Source organism: Actinokineospora pegani (assembly GCF_009745975.1).
Lineage (GTDB): Bacteria > Actinomycetota > Actinomycetes > Mycobacteriales > Pseudonocardiaceae > Actinokineospora > Actinokineospora pegani.
The window spans coordinates 78,509-93,588 of the sequence record NZ_WHOL01000074.1; the positions used below are offsets into that span (position 1 = coordinate 78,509).

The window sequence follows — 15,080 nt, forward strand, 5'->3', positions numbered from 1 at the left end:
GTCAGCTTCCCCCGCCCAGCGCCGCGTTGATGGTGGCGCGGCCGACCGCGGCGGAGAGCTTGCCGCCGGTGGCGGCGACGTTCTGGCTCTCCACGACGACCGCCACGGCGATCTTGGGGTCGTCGGCGGGCGCGAACGCCACGTACCAGGCGAACGGCGGGGTGTTCTTCGGGTCGTTGCCGGTCTCGGCGGTGCCGGTCTTGGACGCGATCACCAGGTCGGAGCGCTTGCCGTTGCCGCCGGTGCGCTTCTCCGACTCGACCATCATGTCGCGCAGTTGGTCGGCGGAGTCGCTGGACATGGCGCTGCCCAGGCTGTCCTCGTCGAAGTCGGAAATCTTCGACAGGTCCGGGGCCAGGATCGACTTGACCAGTTGCGGGCGCATCCGCTCGCCGCCGTTGGCGATGGTGGCCACGATCTGGGCGTTCTGCATCGGGGTCAGCCGCACGTCGCGCTGGCCGATGGCGCTCTGGTAGATCGCGTTCGGGTCGTCGAGCTGCATGCACGAGTCGGCCTTGGGCCCGATGCAGGACTGCACGACCGGGGTCGGCACGACCAGGTCGTCCTCGCCGACGCCGAAGTCCGCCGCCTGCTCGATCAGCGCGTCCTCGCCCATGTCCTTGGCGAGCTGGGCGAACGCGGTGTTGCACGACAGCGCCAGGGCGGTGGTCATCGACACCGTGGTGCGGCTGTTGTCGCAGTACCCGCGGTTGTAGTTGCGCAGCTCAGAGCCACCGACCTTGATCGAGTCGGTCGCGGTGACGGGGTCGTCCTTGCTCTTGCCGTCCTCGAGCGCCGCCGCGGCCACGACCAGCTTGAACGTCGACCCCGGCGGGTAGCTCTCGGCGATCGCCCGGTTGAGCATCGGCTTGTCCGGGTTGTTCTCGTTGTAGCTCTTCCAGGCCGCCTCCTGCGCGTCGCCGTTGTGCGCGGCGAGCTGGTTCGGGTCGTAGGAGGGGGTGGAGACCATCGTCAGGATGGCGCCGGTCTTGGGGTCGAGCGCGACCACCGAGCCCTTGAAGCCGTTGGCCTCCATCGCCTGGTAGGCGGCGGTCTGCGCGGCCGGGTTGATGGTCAGCTCGACGTTGCCGCCGCGCGGGTCCCGGCCGGTGATCAGGTCCGAGAGCCTGCGCACGAACAGCCGGTCGTCGGAGCCGTTGAGGATCTCGTCCTCGGCCTTCTCCAGACCGCCCGCGCCGTAGCGGGTCGAGTAGAAGCCGGTGACCGGCGCGTACAGCGGGCCGTTGGTGTACTGGCGCAGGTAGCGCAGGCGGTCGTTGGTGGCCTGCACGGTCGCCAGGATCAGCGTCTCGTTGCCGTTGCGCACCAGGATCTTGCCGCGCTCGCGGGAGTACTCCTCGAGCGCGATCCGCTTGTTGCGGTAGTCCTTGCGGTAGTCGTCGGCGTTGAAGATCTGGATGTAGGTGGCGTTGGCCAGCAGCAGGATGATCATGCCGAGCATGGCGAGGCCGACGCGGCGCAGCGGGGTGTTCATGTCGGGCGCTCCACCATCACGGTGTGGGCCTCGGCGATCGGGGCCTGCTGGACGGGACGGGGACGGGAGCCGCTCTGCGGGCGGCGGGCGGCGTCGGAGATGCGCAGCAGGAGGGCCACCAGGATGTAGTTCGCGAGCAGGGACGAGCCGCCGTAGGACAGGAACGGCGCGGTGATGCCGGTCATCGGGATCAGCTTGGTCACCCCGCCGACGACCACGAAGACCTGCATGACCAGCAGGAACGACAGCCCGCCGCCGAGCAGCTTGCCGAAGGTGTCGCGCACCGCCAGCGCCGAGCGCATGCCGCGCAGCGCGAGCACGGTGTAGATCAGCAGCAGCGCGGCCAGGCCGATGAAGCCCAGTTCCTCGCCGATCGCGGCGACGATGAAGTCGGTGTTGGCCAGCGGCACCAGGTCCGGGCGGCCCGCGCCGAGGCCGGTCCCGCCGACGCCGCCGGTGCCGAGGCCGAACAGGCCCTGGGCGATCTGGTAGCCGCCGCCGGGGTCGTCGTAGGTCTCCAGCGGGTCCACCCAGTTGGCCACGCGCTGCTGGACGTGGGTGAAGAGCTGGTAGGCCACGAACGCGCCGCCGACGAACAGCGTCACGCCGATGCCCACCCACACACCGCGCTCGGTGGCGACGTAGAGCATCACCAGGATGGTGCCGTAGAACAGCAGCGAGGTGCCCAGGTCCTTCTGGAAGATCAGCACGCCCAGCGACATCGCCCAGGCCACGAGCACCGGCCCCAGGTCGCGGGCGCGCGGCAGGTCGATGCCGAACACGCGGCGCCCGGCGGCCATGAACAGGTCGCGCTTGGAGACCAGGAAGGCCGCGAAGAACACCAGCAGCAGGACCTTGGAGAACTCACCCGGCTGGATGGAGAACGGGCCGACCCGCAGCCAGATCTTCGCGCCGTTGATCGTCGGCGCGATGACGTTCGGCAGCACCGCGGGCAGCGCCAGCAGCACCAGCCCGGCCAGGCCGAAGGTGTAGCTGTACTTGGTCAGGGTGCGGTGGTCCTTGATCAGGACCAGCACGGCGAGCATGAACGCCAGTGCGACGGCGGTCCACAGGATCTGCTTGGACACGTCGTCGTTGAACTCGCGACCGGCCTGCAGCGCGCGCTCGCTGAGCGCCAGGTCGATCCGGTAGATGATCACCAGTCCGAGCCCGTTGAGCACCGCCACGCAGGGCAGGATCAGCGGGTCGGCGTAGGGGGCGAACTTGCGCACGGCCGCGTGCGCGAAGCCGAACAGCCCCAGGAAGGCCAAGCCGTACCAGATGATCCGGCTGGTCAGCGCCTGCTCCTGGTTGGCTTCCACGAGCATCAACGCGCCGGTGACCAGGAACGCGGCGAAGCCGAGCAACCACAGCTCGGTGCCGCGCCTGGTCGAGGCGGTGCTCTCGGGGCTCGCGCTGCTCTGTCCGGTCGCCGGACCATTCACCGCGCCCTGGACCGGTGATCCCATCAGCCGCCGCCCTGTCCCTCGTCCCGCGGTTGCCTGCAGGCGTCGGCACCGGGGTTGGCCTGCTCCGTCGGCTGGGTCTCGGTCGTCGTGGGCGAGGTGGGCAGCCCGTCCGGGGGCGTGAGGTCGCCCGCCTGGCCGCCGGGGTCCGGCGTGGTCGTCTCGCACAGCGGCAGGCGGTGGGTGCGCAGGCCCGACAGCTTCTCGCGCGCCTCGGACAGCGACTCGGCCACCACCCGGCCGGAGCGCACGGCGTCCTGGCCGATGGTCTTGAGGTCGTCGAGGTAGAGCTTGTCGCAGCGGGTGGCCTCGGCCGCGCAACTGCCCTCGACCTGGCTGTTGAGCGAGACGCCGAGGAACTCACCCTCGATGCCCTGGAAGACCGCGACCTCGCCGCCGCCGCCCTCGCCGATGAAGTACTGGGAGTTCACCCAGTACCGCACGCCGATCGCGGCGCCTGCCAGCAGCACCAGCACCAGTAACAGCAGCAGCAGCGTCCTGGTCCGCTTGCGCTTCTTGATCTTGGGATCCGGGGGCTCCGGCTGGGCCTGCTGCCGCACCGGGGGCCGGGGCGGGCTGGTCAGCGCGCCCGCGCGGGACGCCGGGGAGTCCGCGGGCGGGATCTCGTCCTGCCCGTTGCCCGCCGCGCCGCCGACGATGGCGTAGTTCTCGCCGTAGTCGACGTCGACCACGTCGGCCACGATCACCGTGACGTTGTCCGGGCCGCCGGACTTGAGCGCCAGCTCGATCATCCGGTCCGCGCAGTCCTGCGGGTCCTGGATCTGGATGGCCTCGGCCAGGGTCTCCTGGCTCACCGGGCCGGACAGGCCGTCCGAGCACAGCAGGTACCGGTCGCCCGGCCGCGCCTCCCGGATGGTCAGCGTCGGCTCCACCTCGTGCCCGGTCAGCGCCTTGAGCAGCAGCGACCGCTGCGGGTGGGTGGCGGCCTCGTCCTCGGTGATCCGGCCCTCGTCGATCAGCGACTGGACGAACGTGTCGTCGTGCGTGATCTGCGTGAACTGGCCGTCTCTTCGCAGGTAGACCCGGGAGTCGCCGACGTGCACCAGGCCGATCCGGCTGCCCGCGAACAGGATCGCCGACAGCGTGGTGCCCATGCCGTCGAGGTCCGGGTCGTTGGCGACGAGCTCGGCGATGGCGCCGTTGCCCGCGATCGTGGCCTCGCGCAACTGGCCGAGCAGGTCGTCGCCCGGCTCGTCGTCGTCGAGCGGCGCGAGCGCGGCGATGACGACCTTGCTGGCCACCTCGCCCGCGACGTGTCCGCCCATGCCGTCGGCTAGGGAGAGCAGGCGGGGGCCCGCGTACACGGAGTCCTGGTTGTTCGATCGAACCAGGCCCCGGTCGCTTCGGGCCGCGTAACGAAGAACAAGGGTCATGAGCGCAGCTCGATCACCGTCTTGCCGATGCGGATCGGGACACCTAGCGGTACCCGGAGGGGTTGGGTGACCTTAGCCCGGTCCAGGTAGGTCCCGTTCGTCGAGCCCAGGTCTTCCACGTACCAGTCCGTTCCGCGCAGTGAGAGCCGGGCGTGCCGGGTCGAGGCGTAGTCGTCGTCCAGCACCAGGGTCGAGTCGTCGGCCCTGCCCATCAGGATCGGCCGCCCGTCCAGGGTGATCCGGGTTCCCTGCAACGCGCCGTGGGTGACCACCAGTTGTCTGGGGGCCTTCCCGCGCACCTTCTTCTCCGTGGACCGGCGAAATCCGGGCACCGCCACGCGGAGTCCGGACGCGGCGTAGAGGTCCGACCGGACCACCCGCAGCGCGGCGAGCACGAACAGCCAGAGCAGGGCCAGGAACCCCGCTCTGGTCAGCTGCATGACCAACTCTGGCACTTGTTGTGCTGCTCCCGCTTCTCACCGGTGCCGATCGGCACGAGGACTGCCGGGCCTCTTGTGACCCCGGCAGCCCTCTATGACGTCTGGCGCACCTACGTCGTTGCCCGCCGCGGGGGCGGGCGACCGTCCGACCTCAGCCCTGCGTGCGGAAGACCAGCGAGGAGTGCCCGATCCGGACCACGTCGCCGTCGGCCAACTGCCAGGTCTGCACGGGGGTGCCGTTGACCGTGGTGCCGTTGGTCGAGCCCAGGTCGGCCAGCGTCGCGCTCGACCCGTCCCAGGTGATCTCCAGGTGCCGCCGGGACACACCGGTGTCCGGCAGCCGGAAATCGGCGTCCTGGCCGCGGCCGACCACGTTGCCACCCTGCTTGAGCGAGTAGTTGCGGTTCGAGCCGTCGTCGAGCTGGAGGCTCGCCTGCAACTGGCGCTGGGTCTGCACCGCGGGCGGGGCGTAGCCGCCCTGCTGGCCGTACGGGTCCTGGCCGTAGCCCTGCTGCTGCTGGCCGCCGTAACCCTGGTCGTAGCCGCCCTGCTGCTGGCCGTAACCCTGGTTGTAGCCCTGGTCGTAGCCCTGCTGCGGCGGTTGGCCGTAACCCTGGTCGTAGCCACCCTGCTGCTGGCCGTAGCCCTGCTGCGGCGGTTGGCCGTAGCCCTGGTCGTAGCCGCCCTGCTGCTGGCCGTAGCCCTGGTCGTAGCCACCCTGCTGCTGGCCGTAACCCTGGTCATAGCCCTGCTGCTGGCCGTAGCCCTGCTGCTGGCTGTAGTTGGGATCGTTGCCGTACTGGCCCTGGCCGTACCCGTACTGCTGCTGTCCGTAGGGGTCGCCCTCGGGCGTCTGGCCGTAGCCGGGAGCCTGGCTCATGGATCGGTCTCCTGCGTTGCGGGGTTGTGCCGGCCGTCTGCCTGCCTTCTGGCTTGCGTCCCCGGCGTGAGCTTTCACGTCGGGGTCGACGGACGAGCGGGTTCGGAACTGTCCGGTGTGCAGCGCGTCGGAGCGCTCCAGGGAGACTACGACGTCTCCGTAGGTGTCCCATCCGTGCTCGGCGAGGTGCTCAGCCACGCAGTCCGCGAGCAGCGCTTTCATGCGGTCTTCGTCGCCTGCGAAGTTGTCGTGGTCGCCCGGCCCGAGCTGAACCACGTAGTGGTTCGGCGCCAGCAGCCGACCGCCTGCCAACTCCTTGACGTTGTCCTCACTTTCGCGTTGCAGCGCCTGCGCCACCTCTTGGGGCACGACGTTGCCACCGAAGACACGCGCGAACGAGTTGCCCACGATGTCCTCCAGCTTGCGGTTCAACCGCTGGCCGATGCCCATGGTCCCTCCCTCACGTGTGTGCTCCTGGGTCGATCGTATCCGGGTGCGCCATACGCGACACGAGGATGTTCCAACCCCGGTGCGAAGGCCCCCCTCGGACCGTGCTAGTGTTCCCCACGTTCCCAGCGGGGACACCACCACTCGGGCGAGTGGCGGAATGGCAGACGCGCACGGTTCAGGTCCGTGTGTCCGAAAGGACGTGGGGGTTCAACTCCCCCCTCGCCCACGCATCATAGACGGCGAGTGCTCATGGAGCACTCGCCGTCTTTCTGCGTAGTGACATCTGGGGGCGACCCCCCAGACCCCCACGCTGCTCATCCCCGACTTGTCGCGGGTCGAAGGGTGGGCGGGAGGTGCTTGCGTCTGTGAGCGGTCGGTCGGACGGTCGACGGGGTGACTCTTGGTCATGGGTTGCTGAGCGTGCCGGGTCATCAGCTAATTGTGGTGTTGTTGCGAGGGCTGAAATTCTGCGGCCGCGATTGCGGGCAGAGTGGAAGAAATGCGGGACGAGTGGTCGACGGGCGTCGGGGATTGCGGTGCAAAGTGGGCGGACGTAGTCCATGTGGGGGACCGCTGTTTTCGTGATTTTCTTGGACCTGGCTGGGAAATGATCTCCGTCACTGCACTGTAAGTAGTAGTTGTCGCCGACGTTCACCTTGCGGCTCACCCAGTTGGCGGGACAGCGCAGCCGAAGTCAGTTAACCGGTCGTCGACCGGTCATCGACGGCAGATGGCCGCCGGTCGCAGGAGTGCCGCTGGAGGGTCCTATTTACCCGGGCCGGGCTGGTACTCAATTAGGGGGCAGACGCGGAAGCGCACTCCAAGTGGGCGCTGAGCGGAGAGAAAGGCGGAAAGTTTCGTGACCGGGATTCCAGGGCGCACGGCGGTAACCGACACTCTTAAGGCTCTGCCTGCGCAACTGGCCCCTCCGGTCGAACTCCCCGCCGGTGTGGACGAGCTGGCCGCGGGCGCGGCCACCGCACTCGGCTGGACGGGCACCGTCCTGCCCGAGATGACGCTGCTCGGCCGCCGGGTCTGCCTCGTCGTGGACCTGCTCGCCGACGTGCACGCCGAGCGCATCTGCCTCGGCCAGGAGCCGGTCACCGACCGGGCCAGCGTCGCCACCTGGGCCTGGCCCGAACTGGCGGGGCGGGTGCCCGAGCCCGCCGTGCGCATCGTCGGCGCGATCGCGGTCGCCCGGCACTGGCGCACCGGCCTGGCCAACGCCGTGCCGTTCCTGCGCTACAGCGACGCCGCGGTGGTGCTGCCCACCTCCGCCGTGCTGACCCACGACTACCTGGCCAACTGCCTGCCCCGCGCCCGCGCCTTCGGCGTCGCGGTGGCCAGCGCGGAGCCCGACGGCCTGGTGCAGGTCGACCTGCCCGCGCGCACCGACCGGGCGGACGCCGAGGCGGACAGCCTCTACCGCTGGGTCAGCGAACTCGCCTACGACCAGGTGCTCGAAACCATCTAGGTCTGCGCGCCCCGCCGCCCGCCCGTAGCCTCGGGTGATGCGCATCCTCATCGCGGGCGGCCACGGCAAGATCGCGCTGGAGCTCACCAAGCTCGCCGCTCGACGCGGCGACACCGTGATCGGCCTGGTCCGCAACCCCGACCACGTCCAGGACATCCGCGACCTCGGCGGCGACGCCACGGTCATCGACCTCGAGTCGGCGTCCAAGGAAGAGGTCGCCGCCACCCTCGCGGGCGCCGACGCCGCCGTCTTCGCCGCGGGCGCGGGCCCCGGCAGCGGGCCCGACCGCAAGGACTCGGTCGACCGGGCCGCCTCCACCCTGCTCGCCGACGCCGCCATCGTCGCGGGCGTCAAGCGGCTCGTGCAGATCAGCTCCACCGGCATCGACCGCGCCGACGACCCGGACGTGGACGAGGTCTTCGCCACCTACCTGCGGGCCAAGGGCGCCGCGGAGCAGGACCTGCGCGCCCGTGATCTCGAGTGGACGATCCTGCGCCCCGGCCGCCTCACCGACGACCCGCCCACCGGCAAGGTCGCCCTCACCGAGCAGGCCCTCGGCGCCGAGGTGACCCGCGCCGACGTGGCCGCCGTCGTCCTCGCGCTGCTGGACGAGCCCAAGACGGCGGGCCGCACCCTCGAACTGGTCAACGGCGACACCGCCGTGCCCGACGCTGTGTCCGCGCTGGTCTAGCGACCCAGGACGCGAGCGGTGTAGGGGTTGCCGAAGCGGCCTTCGGGATCTACTTCGGACCGCACGGCAACGAAGTCGTCGAACCGCGGGTACCGCTCCCGCAGCGCCGCCGCGTCCAGGGTGTGCACCTTGCCCCAGTGCGGCCGTCCGCCGACCTCGGCGACGATCGACTCGAACAGCTCGAAGTACTCCCGGTACGGCATCCCCGTGTACTGGTGGACCGCCAGGTACGCCGAATCCCGCCCGTGCGCGGTCGACAGCCAGATGTCGTCCGCCGCCGCGACCCGCACCTCCACCGGGAACACCACCGGATCGGCCAGCCGCGGCACGCGCTCGCGCAGTTCGCCCATCACCGCGGCCAGCGCCGAGCGCGGGATGGCGTACTCCGACTCCACGAACCGCACCCGGCGGTTGGTGACGAACACCTTGTGCGACACGTCGCTGTAGGCCCGGGACGAGAGCACCGACGCCGACAGCCGGTTCAACGGCCGGACCAGCGACGGCGCCATGCGGCCGATCCGGCACACCGCGCCGAACGCCGCGTTCTCCACCACCTCGTACTCCACGAACTTGCGCACCGCCCCGAGCGGCTGCGGCCGGGTGCCCGCGGGCAGCCGGTTGTTCCGCTTCACCAACGCGTTGCGGCCGTAGGGGAACCAGTAGAACTCGAAGTGGTCGTTGTCGGCGCAGTTCTCGTCCAGCGCCGCCAGCACCTCCTCCAGCGGCTCCGGCCGCTCCTGGGCGGCGAGCACGAACGCGGGCACCGTCCGCAGCGTCACGGTGCTGATGACCCCGAGCGCGCCGAGCCCGACCCGGGCCGCGGCGAACAGCTCCGGCCGCTCGGAGTCCGAACAGGACACCACCGACCCGTCCGCCAGCACCAGTTCCAGCGCCGACACCTGGGTGGCGATGCCGCCGAGGCCCGCGCCGGTGCCGTGCGTGCCGGTGGAGATCGCGCCGGAGATGGTCTGGGCGTCGATGTCGCCGAGGTTGGCCAGCGCCAGGCCGAGGCGGTCCAGTTCGGTGTTGAGGGCGGCGATGGTCGTGCCCGCGCGGACGGTCACCTCACCGGTCTCCAGGTCGGCGCCGGACACCCCGGTCCACCGGGACAGGTCGAGCGCCAGGCCGTGCGCCGCGCCGATCGCGGTGAAGGAGTGGCCGCTGCCGCGTGCTTTCACCGTCGTGCCGCGCTCGGCGGCCCAGCGCACCGCGGCGCTGATCTCCCCGGGGTCGCGGGGCCTGCGGACCGCCGTCGCGGTCGCGGACTCGGTTCCCGCCCAGTTGCGCCAAGCCGTCGACGTCATCGGGTGCCTCCCCGGGGGCGAACGATGTGAAGAGGGTTCATCTTATGGTGTGGACCATGCCGTACGGTGATCGGGTGGACCGCGAAGCCCTGCGCACCCGGCTCGACACCGCCACCGCCGACCTGGACCCGCCGCTGGCCGTGGTCGACCTCGACGCCTTCGACCGCAACGCCGACGACCTGGTGCGCCGCGCCGCCGGGCGACCGGTCCGGGTGGCGAGCAAATCGATCCGGTGCCGCACGCTGCTGGAGCGGGTGCTGCGCCGCGACGGGTTCGCAGGCGTCCTGTCCTACGCGCTGCCGGAAGCCCTGTGGCTGCACGGGGTCTGGGCCGGGACCGACCTCGCCGACACCGACCTGCTCGTCGCCTACCCCACGGCCGACCGGGCCGCGCTGCGCGCGCTCGCCGCCGACGACCATGCCCGCGAGCACATCGCGGTGATGGTGGACTCGGTGGCGCACCTGGACTTCATCGACATCGCGCTTGGCCCCGACCACCCCCCGGTGCGGGTCTGCGTCGACCTCGACGTGTCCTGGCGGCCGGTGTTCGGCGATCGGCGCGTGCACATCGGCGCCCAGCGCTCGCCGCTGTTCGACGTGGCCGAGGCGGCGGCGCTCGCCGCGCGCGTCCGCGCCCGCCGGGGGTTCCGGCTCGTCGGGCTGATGGGCTACGAGGGCCAGATCGCGGGTCTCGGCGACGCCCCGGTGGGCAACCCGCTGCTGGGCGCGCTGCGCCGGGTGCTGCGCAGGGGCTCGGTGCCGGAACTGGTGCGGCGCAGGGCCGCCGCGGTCGAGGCGATCACGCGCGGTGGGCCGCTGGACTACGTCAACGGCGGTGGCACCGGCAGCATCGAGGAGACCGGCTCCGATGAGTCTGTCACCGAGTTCGCCGCCGGGTCCGGTCTCATCGGACCGGCCCTGTTCGACAACTACCGCGCCTTCACCCCGGACCCCGCCGTCCTGTTCGCGCTGCCGGTCGTGCGCCGCCCCGGGCCGGGAGTGGCCACTGTGTTCAGCGGCGGGTACACCGCGTCGGGACCGGCCAACCGCTTGCGGCTGCCCAGCCCGCACCTGCCCGCGGGCCTCTCGCTCATCGGCACCGAGGGGGCGGGGGAGGTGCAGACCCCGGTCACCGGCCCGGCCGCCGACGCCCTCGCTGTCGGCGATCGGGTGTGGTTCCGCCACGCGAAGGCCGGTGAGCTCGCCGAGCGGTTCACCGGCTACCACGTGCTGGAAGCCGACCGGATCACCGGGATCGCGCCCACGTATCGCGGTGAAGCGCGCGCTTTCGGCTAGGCCGCGCTCACCGTCGCCCCCGACAGGTAGCCGCGGACGACGGCCTTGGCCTCGGAGATGACCATCTCCTCCGCGAACAGCTTCCGCCGGAAGGCCAGGTTGAGGATGCTGTCGGCGATCTCGTTGGCGACGGCCACCTTGAGCCGGATGTCGTCGAAGGAGATGCCGAACCGCTCGGCGAGGAACATGGCCATGCCGTCGGCGATCACGGTGTTGTTGTCCCGGTCGCCGTCGATGAGCCGCAGGTCGACCACGTCGCCGAAGCGCAGCCGGGCGAATCCCGGGACCTCGCGGTACATCTGCACGTAGATGTCGAAGATGAGGTCGGCGCCGTCGTACCAGTGCGCCAGCTCGGTCTCGTCGAGGCGGCGGCCGATCTCGGTCATGAACCGGTCGAGGTTGCGCTGGGTCAGCGCCTGCACCACGGCCCGCTTGTCCGGGAAGAACTGGTAGAGCGAGCCGACCGCGACACCGGCCCGTTCAGCGATGAGCGTGGTCGTCACCCCGTCGTAGCCGAACTCGCCGACCAGCTCGGCGCAGGCCTCGAGCATCTTCTCCACCCGCTTCGCGCTGCGCTGCTGCACGGGCTGACGGCGAAGGGGGGTAAGGGTGGCCACCGTGACTCCTCCAAGTCGCTGACTTGTCCGACACGTGCTTAACGAGCGGGTGACGCTGAGGAATCGGTCGACCACGAACTTTTCAGAAGTGATTTCACTTATTACCCAGCGGTAGCGGCTGCTCCCGCTGGTGACCGCGGGCCGACGCGGGGGTCGAGTGGCACCCATCACCCGTTCCCACGCCGGCCCGCGGGGCCTGGTCCCCTGCTGTGCAAGGGAAATCTGCAAGTTGCGACGACCGACACCCGGTCCGCCCAGTTCGGGGGAGTGCGCGGACCGGGTGACGATCTGTTCCGGCGGTTCTGAGCCCGGTCGTCCGGGGGAACGACGAGGCCGGGAGCCGCCTGCCTAGTGCACGCCCGCGGCCACGCGGCGCGGGAAGGCGTCCAGCGCGTGCCTCGCGGGCTTCTCCGGGGCCAGGCCGCCGGTGATCAGGTGGTCGTACGCGGCGCGCCAGACCGAGCACGGCGCCTTCTGCTGGCGCCAGCGGCCCGAGCAGGTGGGGCAGTTGCCCCGCTCGTCCGGCTCGTGCGCGGCCAGCATGGACCGCCACCCCTCGGTCAGCCGGGGCAGTTCGGACCGGGCGACCGACAGCAGGGACGGGGCGTCCGCGCGGTCTGCCAGTTCGGTGAGCATGTCCAGTCGCTCCCAGACAGCGGAGCGCAGGACCTGGCCGAGTATTTCGTCCACCTCTACACCGTCACCTTTCCGCCTGTTCGGCGGCTTCGCGAAGGGCGGTTCGCAGCTGGCCGAGCTGGCCAGCGGTCAGGACCGCCGTTTCCCCGGGCGGTCCGACCAGGACCACCCGGTTTCTGTCCACGAACACAGTCAGGGACCGGTCGCGGTTCACCACGTCCCCGCACCTCACCCGCCACTCGCGACGGGCTGGTGCGGAACTGGCCTGCTCCCGGTCGCCACCGGGCGCCGAAGCGCTGGTGCCTGGCGCCGTCCGGAGCATTTCCACGACCGCGGTCCCTCTCTGTGCTCGTCCGCTTACAACGAACTACATTGGGGCCTGAGTAACGGGCGTGGTGCGGCATAGCGCCGTGCGGCACCCGATCCACGGTAAGCGGTCGCGGGAATTCAGCCGGGCCGATCAGGCTCGTCGCAAAGCACTTCTCATGGCTCGTGAACTGCGCATACGCTGCGTTCGACGCCCGAGCGACGATGTTGAGGGGCCGACATGAACTCGATCGGATCTCAGGGTTCTCCCATCACTCCGGACACGTGGGAAGAACAAGAGATGCGTGCGGCGCTGGCCGGACGCGAGGTCAGTTCCGTCTACCGGCTCCTGCGCAGGACCGGTGTCTCGCAGCGCCAGATCGCCGCGATGACCGGCCAGTCGCAGTCCGAGGTGTCGGAGATCCTCAAGGGCAGGCAGGTCATGGCCTACGACGTGCTCGTGAGGATCGCCGACGGGCTGGGCGTCCCGAGGGGATACATGGGTCTCGCCTACGACGAGGTGACCGCGGTGCGAGTCGCGGTATCGCGCGAGGCCTCTCAGCCTGAGGAGAGCGAAGAGGTGAAGCGTAGGGAGTTCCTGGCACACGCCGCCGCCGTCACGGTCGGTGCGAACGTGCTGGGCACGAACTCCGGGTCGTGGGTCGCCAATCCGGTGCAGACCCCCGCGCCCGGACGCATCGGGATGACCGATGTGCGACAGGTGGAGGCCGCCACGCGGGCACTGCGCTCGCTGGACTACCAGTACGGTGGCGGCTTCTGCAGAGACGCCGTGGTCGCCCAGCTCTCCTGGGGCCAGCAGATGTTGGGCGCGTCCGGTCAGGAGCACGTCAAGCAGCGCCTGCACGTGGCCCTCGCCGACCTGCACAACCTGGCCGGGTGGACCTCGTTCGACATCGGGCTGACCGACTCGGCGCGCAACCACTTCGGCAAGGCGCTGGAACTGGCGAAGGCGGGCCGCAGCGAGCCGCTGGTGGCCAACATCCTCTACCGCATGGGCCGGGTCTACCTGCACAAGGAAGCCCCGGACGACGCGTTGAAGATGTTCCAGCTCGGCCAGATCGCCGCCCAGGAATCCGGTTCGGAGCTCGCGGTCGCCGTGATCTGCGCGAACCAGGCGTGGGCCTACGCGATGATGGGCCACAAGGACCAGACGATGAAGCTGCTCAACCGCACCCGCGACGAGTTCTCCCGGGCCGACACCAGCCAGGCCGAGGACTGGGTGAAGTTCTTCAACGAGACCGACGTGCACGCCATGATCGGCACGGTGCACACCGTGCTGGCGCAGACCGCCGACCCCTCGCACACGAAGTACGCCATCCCCGCGCTGTCCAAGGCGATCGACTCCTACGGCGAGGACATGTCCCGCAGCCGGGCGTTCAACCTGAGCGCGCTGGCCACCAACCACCTGCTGGAGGGCGACGTCGACCACGGCGCCCGGATCGGCCGCCAGGCCGTGGAGATGGGCGAGACGCTCAAGTCCAGCCGGGTCAAGGACCGCCTCAAACCGCTGTTGGACGAGGCGAACAAGCGGCGCAACAACGCCGACGCGCGCGACCTCGCCGACCTGATCACGAACTTCAACGTGGCGTGAGCCCGGCGCCCGCACCCGTGTCGGTGGCAGACGACGGGCTGTTCACCAGGGAGAACCTCGACGCCGCCCTGGCCAGCGTGTGCGCGGCGACCGGTCTGGACCCCGCGGGCGCGCGGCTGCTCCGCTTCACCAACAACGCGGTGTTCCTGCTGCGGTCGCACCCGGTCGTGGTCCGCATCGTCGGGTCGGTGTCCCTGCGGCACCGGGTCGACAAGGTGGTCCGGGTCGCCGAGTGGTTCGCCGAGCACGACTTCCCCGCCGTCCGCCTCTACGCGGGCGGCTTCACCCAGCCGGTGCAGGTCGGCCCGTACGCGGCCACGGTGTGGGACGCAGTCGAACCGGCCCGCACGCCCGCCCGGCCCCGCGACCTGGCCTGCCTGCTGCGCCGCGTGCACGCCCTGCCGCCACCGGACGGGCTGCCCGAGTGGGACCCGCTCGACGACGTGCGCAGGCGCGTCAACGAGGCCGAGGGGCTCGACGAGGGGGTGGAGGGGTTCCTGCGCGCCAGGGTCGAGGAGGTCGCCGAGCGGGTCGCGGACGTGGACTTTCGGCTGCCGAGGGGGTTCGTCCACGGCGACGCGCACCTGGGCAACCTGATCCCGTCGCCATCCGGCCCGGTGCTGTGCGACTTCGACTCCAGCGGCGTCGGCCCGCCGGAGTGGGACCTGATCCCGTTCGCGCTCGGCGTGCTGCGCTTCGGCGACGCCGCGACCGACTACCGAGAGTTGTGCGCGGCTTACGGGTTCGACGTGACCGCCTGGTCCGGGTTCCCGGTCCTGCGCGAGGTCCGCGAGCTCAAGCTCATCACCAGCGTCCTGCCCATCATGGTGAGCAGCCCCGAGGTGCGCCCTGAGCTGCTGCGACGCCTGCGGGACTTCCGCGCGGGGGACACCTCGGCGCAGTGGACGCGCTACCGCTGAACCGTTCACCCGCTCGGCGGAATGCTGGTAACGCTCAGCGAGTACCAGACGAAGAACCGAGCACTGGGCCTGCACCGTTGGCTCCGGATCGCTCATCGCC

The 15,080-nt window shown here is 70.5% G+C and carries 14 protein-coding genes and 1 tRNA gene; 6 read left to right on the forward strand and 9 right to left on the reverse strand.

The genetic code is table 11. The features are described 5' to 3' along the window. Nucleotide 1: 1 nt before the first annotated feature. The 5 genes from GCL84_RS11495 to GCL84_RS11515 all read right to left on the reverse strand — a co-directional run bounded on the left by GCL84_RS11495 (nucleotide 2) and on the right by GCL84_RS11515 (nucleotide 6,125). Nucleotides 2-1,495 carry a peptidoglycan D,D-transpeptidase FtsI family protein gene (locus tag GCL84_RS11495; protein WP_156755419.1) on the reverse strand — a complete coding sequence of 498 codons (1,494 nt, stop codon included), beginning with the start codon at nucleotides 1,493-1,495 and terminating at the stop codon, nucleotides 2-4. Beyond that, on the reverse strand, nucleotides 1,492-2,964 hold the full coding sequence (locus GCL84_RS11500) for an FtsW/RodA/SpoVE family cell cycle protein (RefSeq protein WP_156755420.1): 1,473 nt from the start codon (nucleotides 2,962-2,964) through the stop codon (nucleotides 1,492-1,494). The genes GCL84_RS11495 and GCL84_RS11500 overlap by 4 nt, the downstream gene beginning before the upstream one ends. Next, nucleotides 2,964-4,355, reverse strand: coding sequence for a PP2C family protein-serine/threonine phosphatase (locus GCL84_RS11505; protein ID WP_156755421.1), 1,392 nt, complete (start codon nucleotides 4,353-4,355; stop codon nucleotides 2,964-2,966). The genes GCL84_RS11500 and GCL84_RS11505 overlap by 1 nt, the downstream gene beginning before the upstream one ends. Beyond that, nucleotides 4,352-4,810 carry an FHA domain-containing protein FhaB/FipA gene (locus GCL84_RS11510; RefSeq protein WP_156755422.1) on the reverse strand — a complete coding sequence of 153 codons (459 nt, stop codon included), beginning with the start codon at nucleotides 4,808-4,810 and terminating at the stop codon, nucleotides 4,352-4,354. Before GCL84_RS11510 ends, GCL84_RS11505 begins: the two co-directional genes overlap by 4 nt. Before the next feature lie 136 nt (nucleotides 4,811-4,946). Continuing rightward, the gene (locus GCL84_RS11515) at nucleotides 4,947-6,125 is read right to left on the reverse strand and encodes a DUF3662 and FHA domain-containing protein (RefSeq protein ID WP_156755423.1); all 1,179 of its coding nucleotides are present in this window, start codon (nucleotides 6,123-6,125) and stop codon (nucleotides 4,947-4,949) included. A gap of 143 nt (nucleotides 6,126-6,268) precedes the next feature. Between GCL84_RS11515 and GCL84_RS11520 the strand changes: the two genes are divergently transcribed. The 3 genes from GCL84_RS11520 to GCL84_RS11530 all read left to right on the forward strand — a co-directional run bounded on the left by GCL84_RS11520 (nucleotide 6,269) and on the right by GCL84_RS11530 (nucleotide 8,290). Continuing rightward, a tRNA-Leu gene (locus GCL84_RS11520) sits at nucleotides 6,269-6,351 on the forward strand. A 642-nt stretch (nucleotides 6,352-6,993) separates the two neighbouring features. Next, nucleotides 6,994-7,599, forward strand: coding sequence for a hypothetical protein (locus tag GCL84_RS11525; RefSeq protein ID WP_407924382.1), 606 nt, complete (start codon nucleotides 6,994-6,996; stop codon nucleotides 7,597-7,599). Between the two features lie 37 nt (nucleotides 7,600-7,636). Continuing rightward, nucleotides 7,637-8,290 (forward strand): NAD(P)H-binding protein, encoded by a 654-nt coding sequence (locus GCL84_RS11530; RefSeq protein ID WP_156755425.1) that lies wholly within the window; start codon nucleotides 7,637-7,639, stop codon nucleotides 8,288-8,290. On the opposite strand, the gene GCL84_RS11535 is transcribed toward GCL84_RS11530, so the two are convergent. Next, nucleotides 8,287-9,594 carry a D-arabinono-1,4-lactone oxidase gene (locus GCL84_RS11535; RefSeq protein WP_156755426.1) on the reverse strand — a complete coding sequence of 436 codons (1,308 nt, stop codon included), beginning with the start codon at nucleotides 9,592-9,594 and terminating at the stop codon, nucleotides 8,287-8,289. The genes GCL84_RS11530 and GCL84_RS11535 overlap by 4 nt on opposite strands. Before the next feature lie 56 nt (nucleotides 9,595-9,650). Between GCL84_RS11535 and GCL84_RS11540 the strand changes: the two genes are divergently transcribed. Beyond that, entirely contained in the window at nucleotides 9,651-10,889 is a 1,239-nt protein-coding gene (locus GCL84_RS11540) for a type III PLP-dependent enzyme domain-containing protein (RefSeq protein WP_156755427.1), read from the forward strand. Here the strand turns inward: GCL84_RS11540 and GCL84_RS11545 are convergent. From GCL84_RS11545 to GCL84_RS29980, 3 genes are all read right to left on the reverse strand, one after another. Beyond that, nucleotides 10,886-11,440: a TetR/AcrR family transcriptional regulator gene (locus GCL84_RS11545; protein ID WP_156755456.1), complete on the reverse strand. Its 555-nt coding sequence runs from the start codon at nucleotides 11,438-11,440 to the stop codon at nucleotides 10,886-10,888. The genes GCL84_RS11540 and GCL84_RS11545 overlap by 4 nt on opposite strands. 414 nt (nucleotides 11,441-11,854) lie before the next feature. Then, the gene (locus GCL84_RS11550) at nucleotides 11,855-12,196 is read right to left on the reverse strand and encodes a hypothetical protein (protein WP_156755428.1); all 342 of its coding nucleotides are present in this window, start codon (nucleotides 12,194-12,196) and stop codon (nucleotides 11,855-11,857) included. 10 nt (nucleotides 12,197-12,206) lie between these two features. Beyond that, the gene (locus tag GCL84_RS29980) at nucleotides 12,207-12,464 is read right to left on the reverse strand and encodes a hypothetical protein (RefSeq protein ID WP_235926164.1); all 258 of its coding nucleotides are present in this window, start codon (nucleotides 12,462-12,464) and stop codon (nucleotides 12,207-12,209) included. 225 nt (nucleotides 12,465-12,689) lie between these two features. Between GCL84_RS29980 and GCL84_RS11555 the strand changes: the two genes are divergently transcribed. Together GCL84_RS11555 and GCL84_RS11560 are read left to right on the forward strand one after the other, a co-directional pair. Beyond that, nucleotides 12,690-14,060 carry a helix-turn-helix domain-containing protein gene (locus GCL84_RS11555; RefSeq protein WP_156755429.1) on the forward strand — a complete coding sequence of 457 codons (1,371 nt, stop codon included), beginning with the start codon at nucleotides 12,690-12,692 and terminating at the stop codon, nucleotides 14,058-14,060. A gap of 23 nt (nucleotides 14,061-14,083) precedes the next feature. After that, complete coding sequence (locus GCL84_RS11560; RefSeq protein ID WP_156755430.1) at nucleotides 14,084-14,980, forward strand: aminoglycoside phosphotransferase family protein; 897 nt, start codon at nucleotides 14,084-14,086, stop codon at nucleotides 14,978-14,980. The last annotated feature ends 100 nt before the right edge of the window (nucleotides 14,981-15,080 follow it).

What these genes read in the sequence shown, in the direction of transcription:
- GCL84_RS11505 (WP_156755421.1), bottom strand. Translation starts at nt 4,355, where the DNA reads ATGACCCTTGTTCTTCGTTACGCGGCCCGAAGCGACCGGGGCCTGGTT.
- GCL84_RS11515 (WP_156755423.1), bottom strand. Translation starts at nt 6,125, where the DNA reads ATGGGCATCGGCCAGCGGTTGAACCGCAAGCTGGAGGACATCGTGGGC.
- GCL84_RS11545 (WP_156755456.1), bottom strand. Translation starts at nt 11,440, where the DNA reads ATGCTCGAGGCCTGCGCCGAGCTGGTCGGCGAGTTCGGCTACGACGGG.
- GCL84_RS11495 (WP_156755419.1), bottom strand. Translation starts at nt 1,495, where the DNA reads ATGAACACCCCGCTGCGCCGCGTCGGCCTCGCCATGCTCGGCATGATC.
- GCL84_RS29980 (WP_235926164.1), bottom strand. Translation starts at nt 12,464, where the DNA reads ATGCTCCGGACGGCGCCAGGCACCAGCGCTTCGGCGCCCGGTGGCGAC.
- GCL84_RS11500 (WP_156755420.1), bottom strand. Translation starts at nt 2,964, where the DNA reads ATGGGATCACCGGTCCAGGGCGCGGTGAATGGTCCGGCGACCGGACAG.
- GCL84_RS11555 (WP_156755429.1), top strand. Translation starts at nt 12,690, where the DNA reads ATGAACTCGATCGGATCTCAGGGTTCTCCCATCACTCCGGACACGTGG.
- GCL84_RS11535 (WP_156755426.1), bottom strand. Translation starts at nt 9,594, where the DNA reads ATGACGTCGACGGCTTGGCGCAACTGGGCGGGAACCGAGTCCGCGACC.
- GCL84_RS11530 (WP_156755425.1), top strand. Translation starts at nt 7,637, where the DNA reads ATGCGCATCCTCATCGCGGGCGGCCACGGCAAGATCGCGCTGGAGCTC.
- GCL84_RS11540 (WP_156755427.1), top strand. Translation starts at nt 9,651, where the DNA reads ATGCCGTACGGTGATCGGGTGGACCGCGAAGCCCTGCGCACCCGGCTC.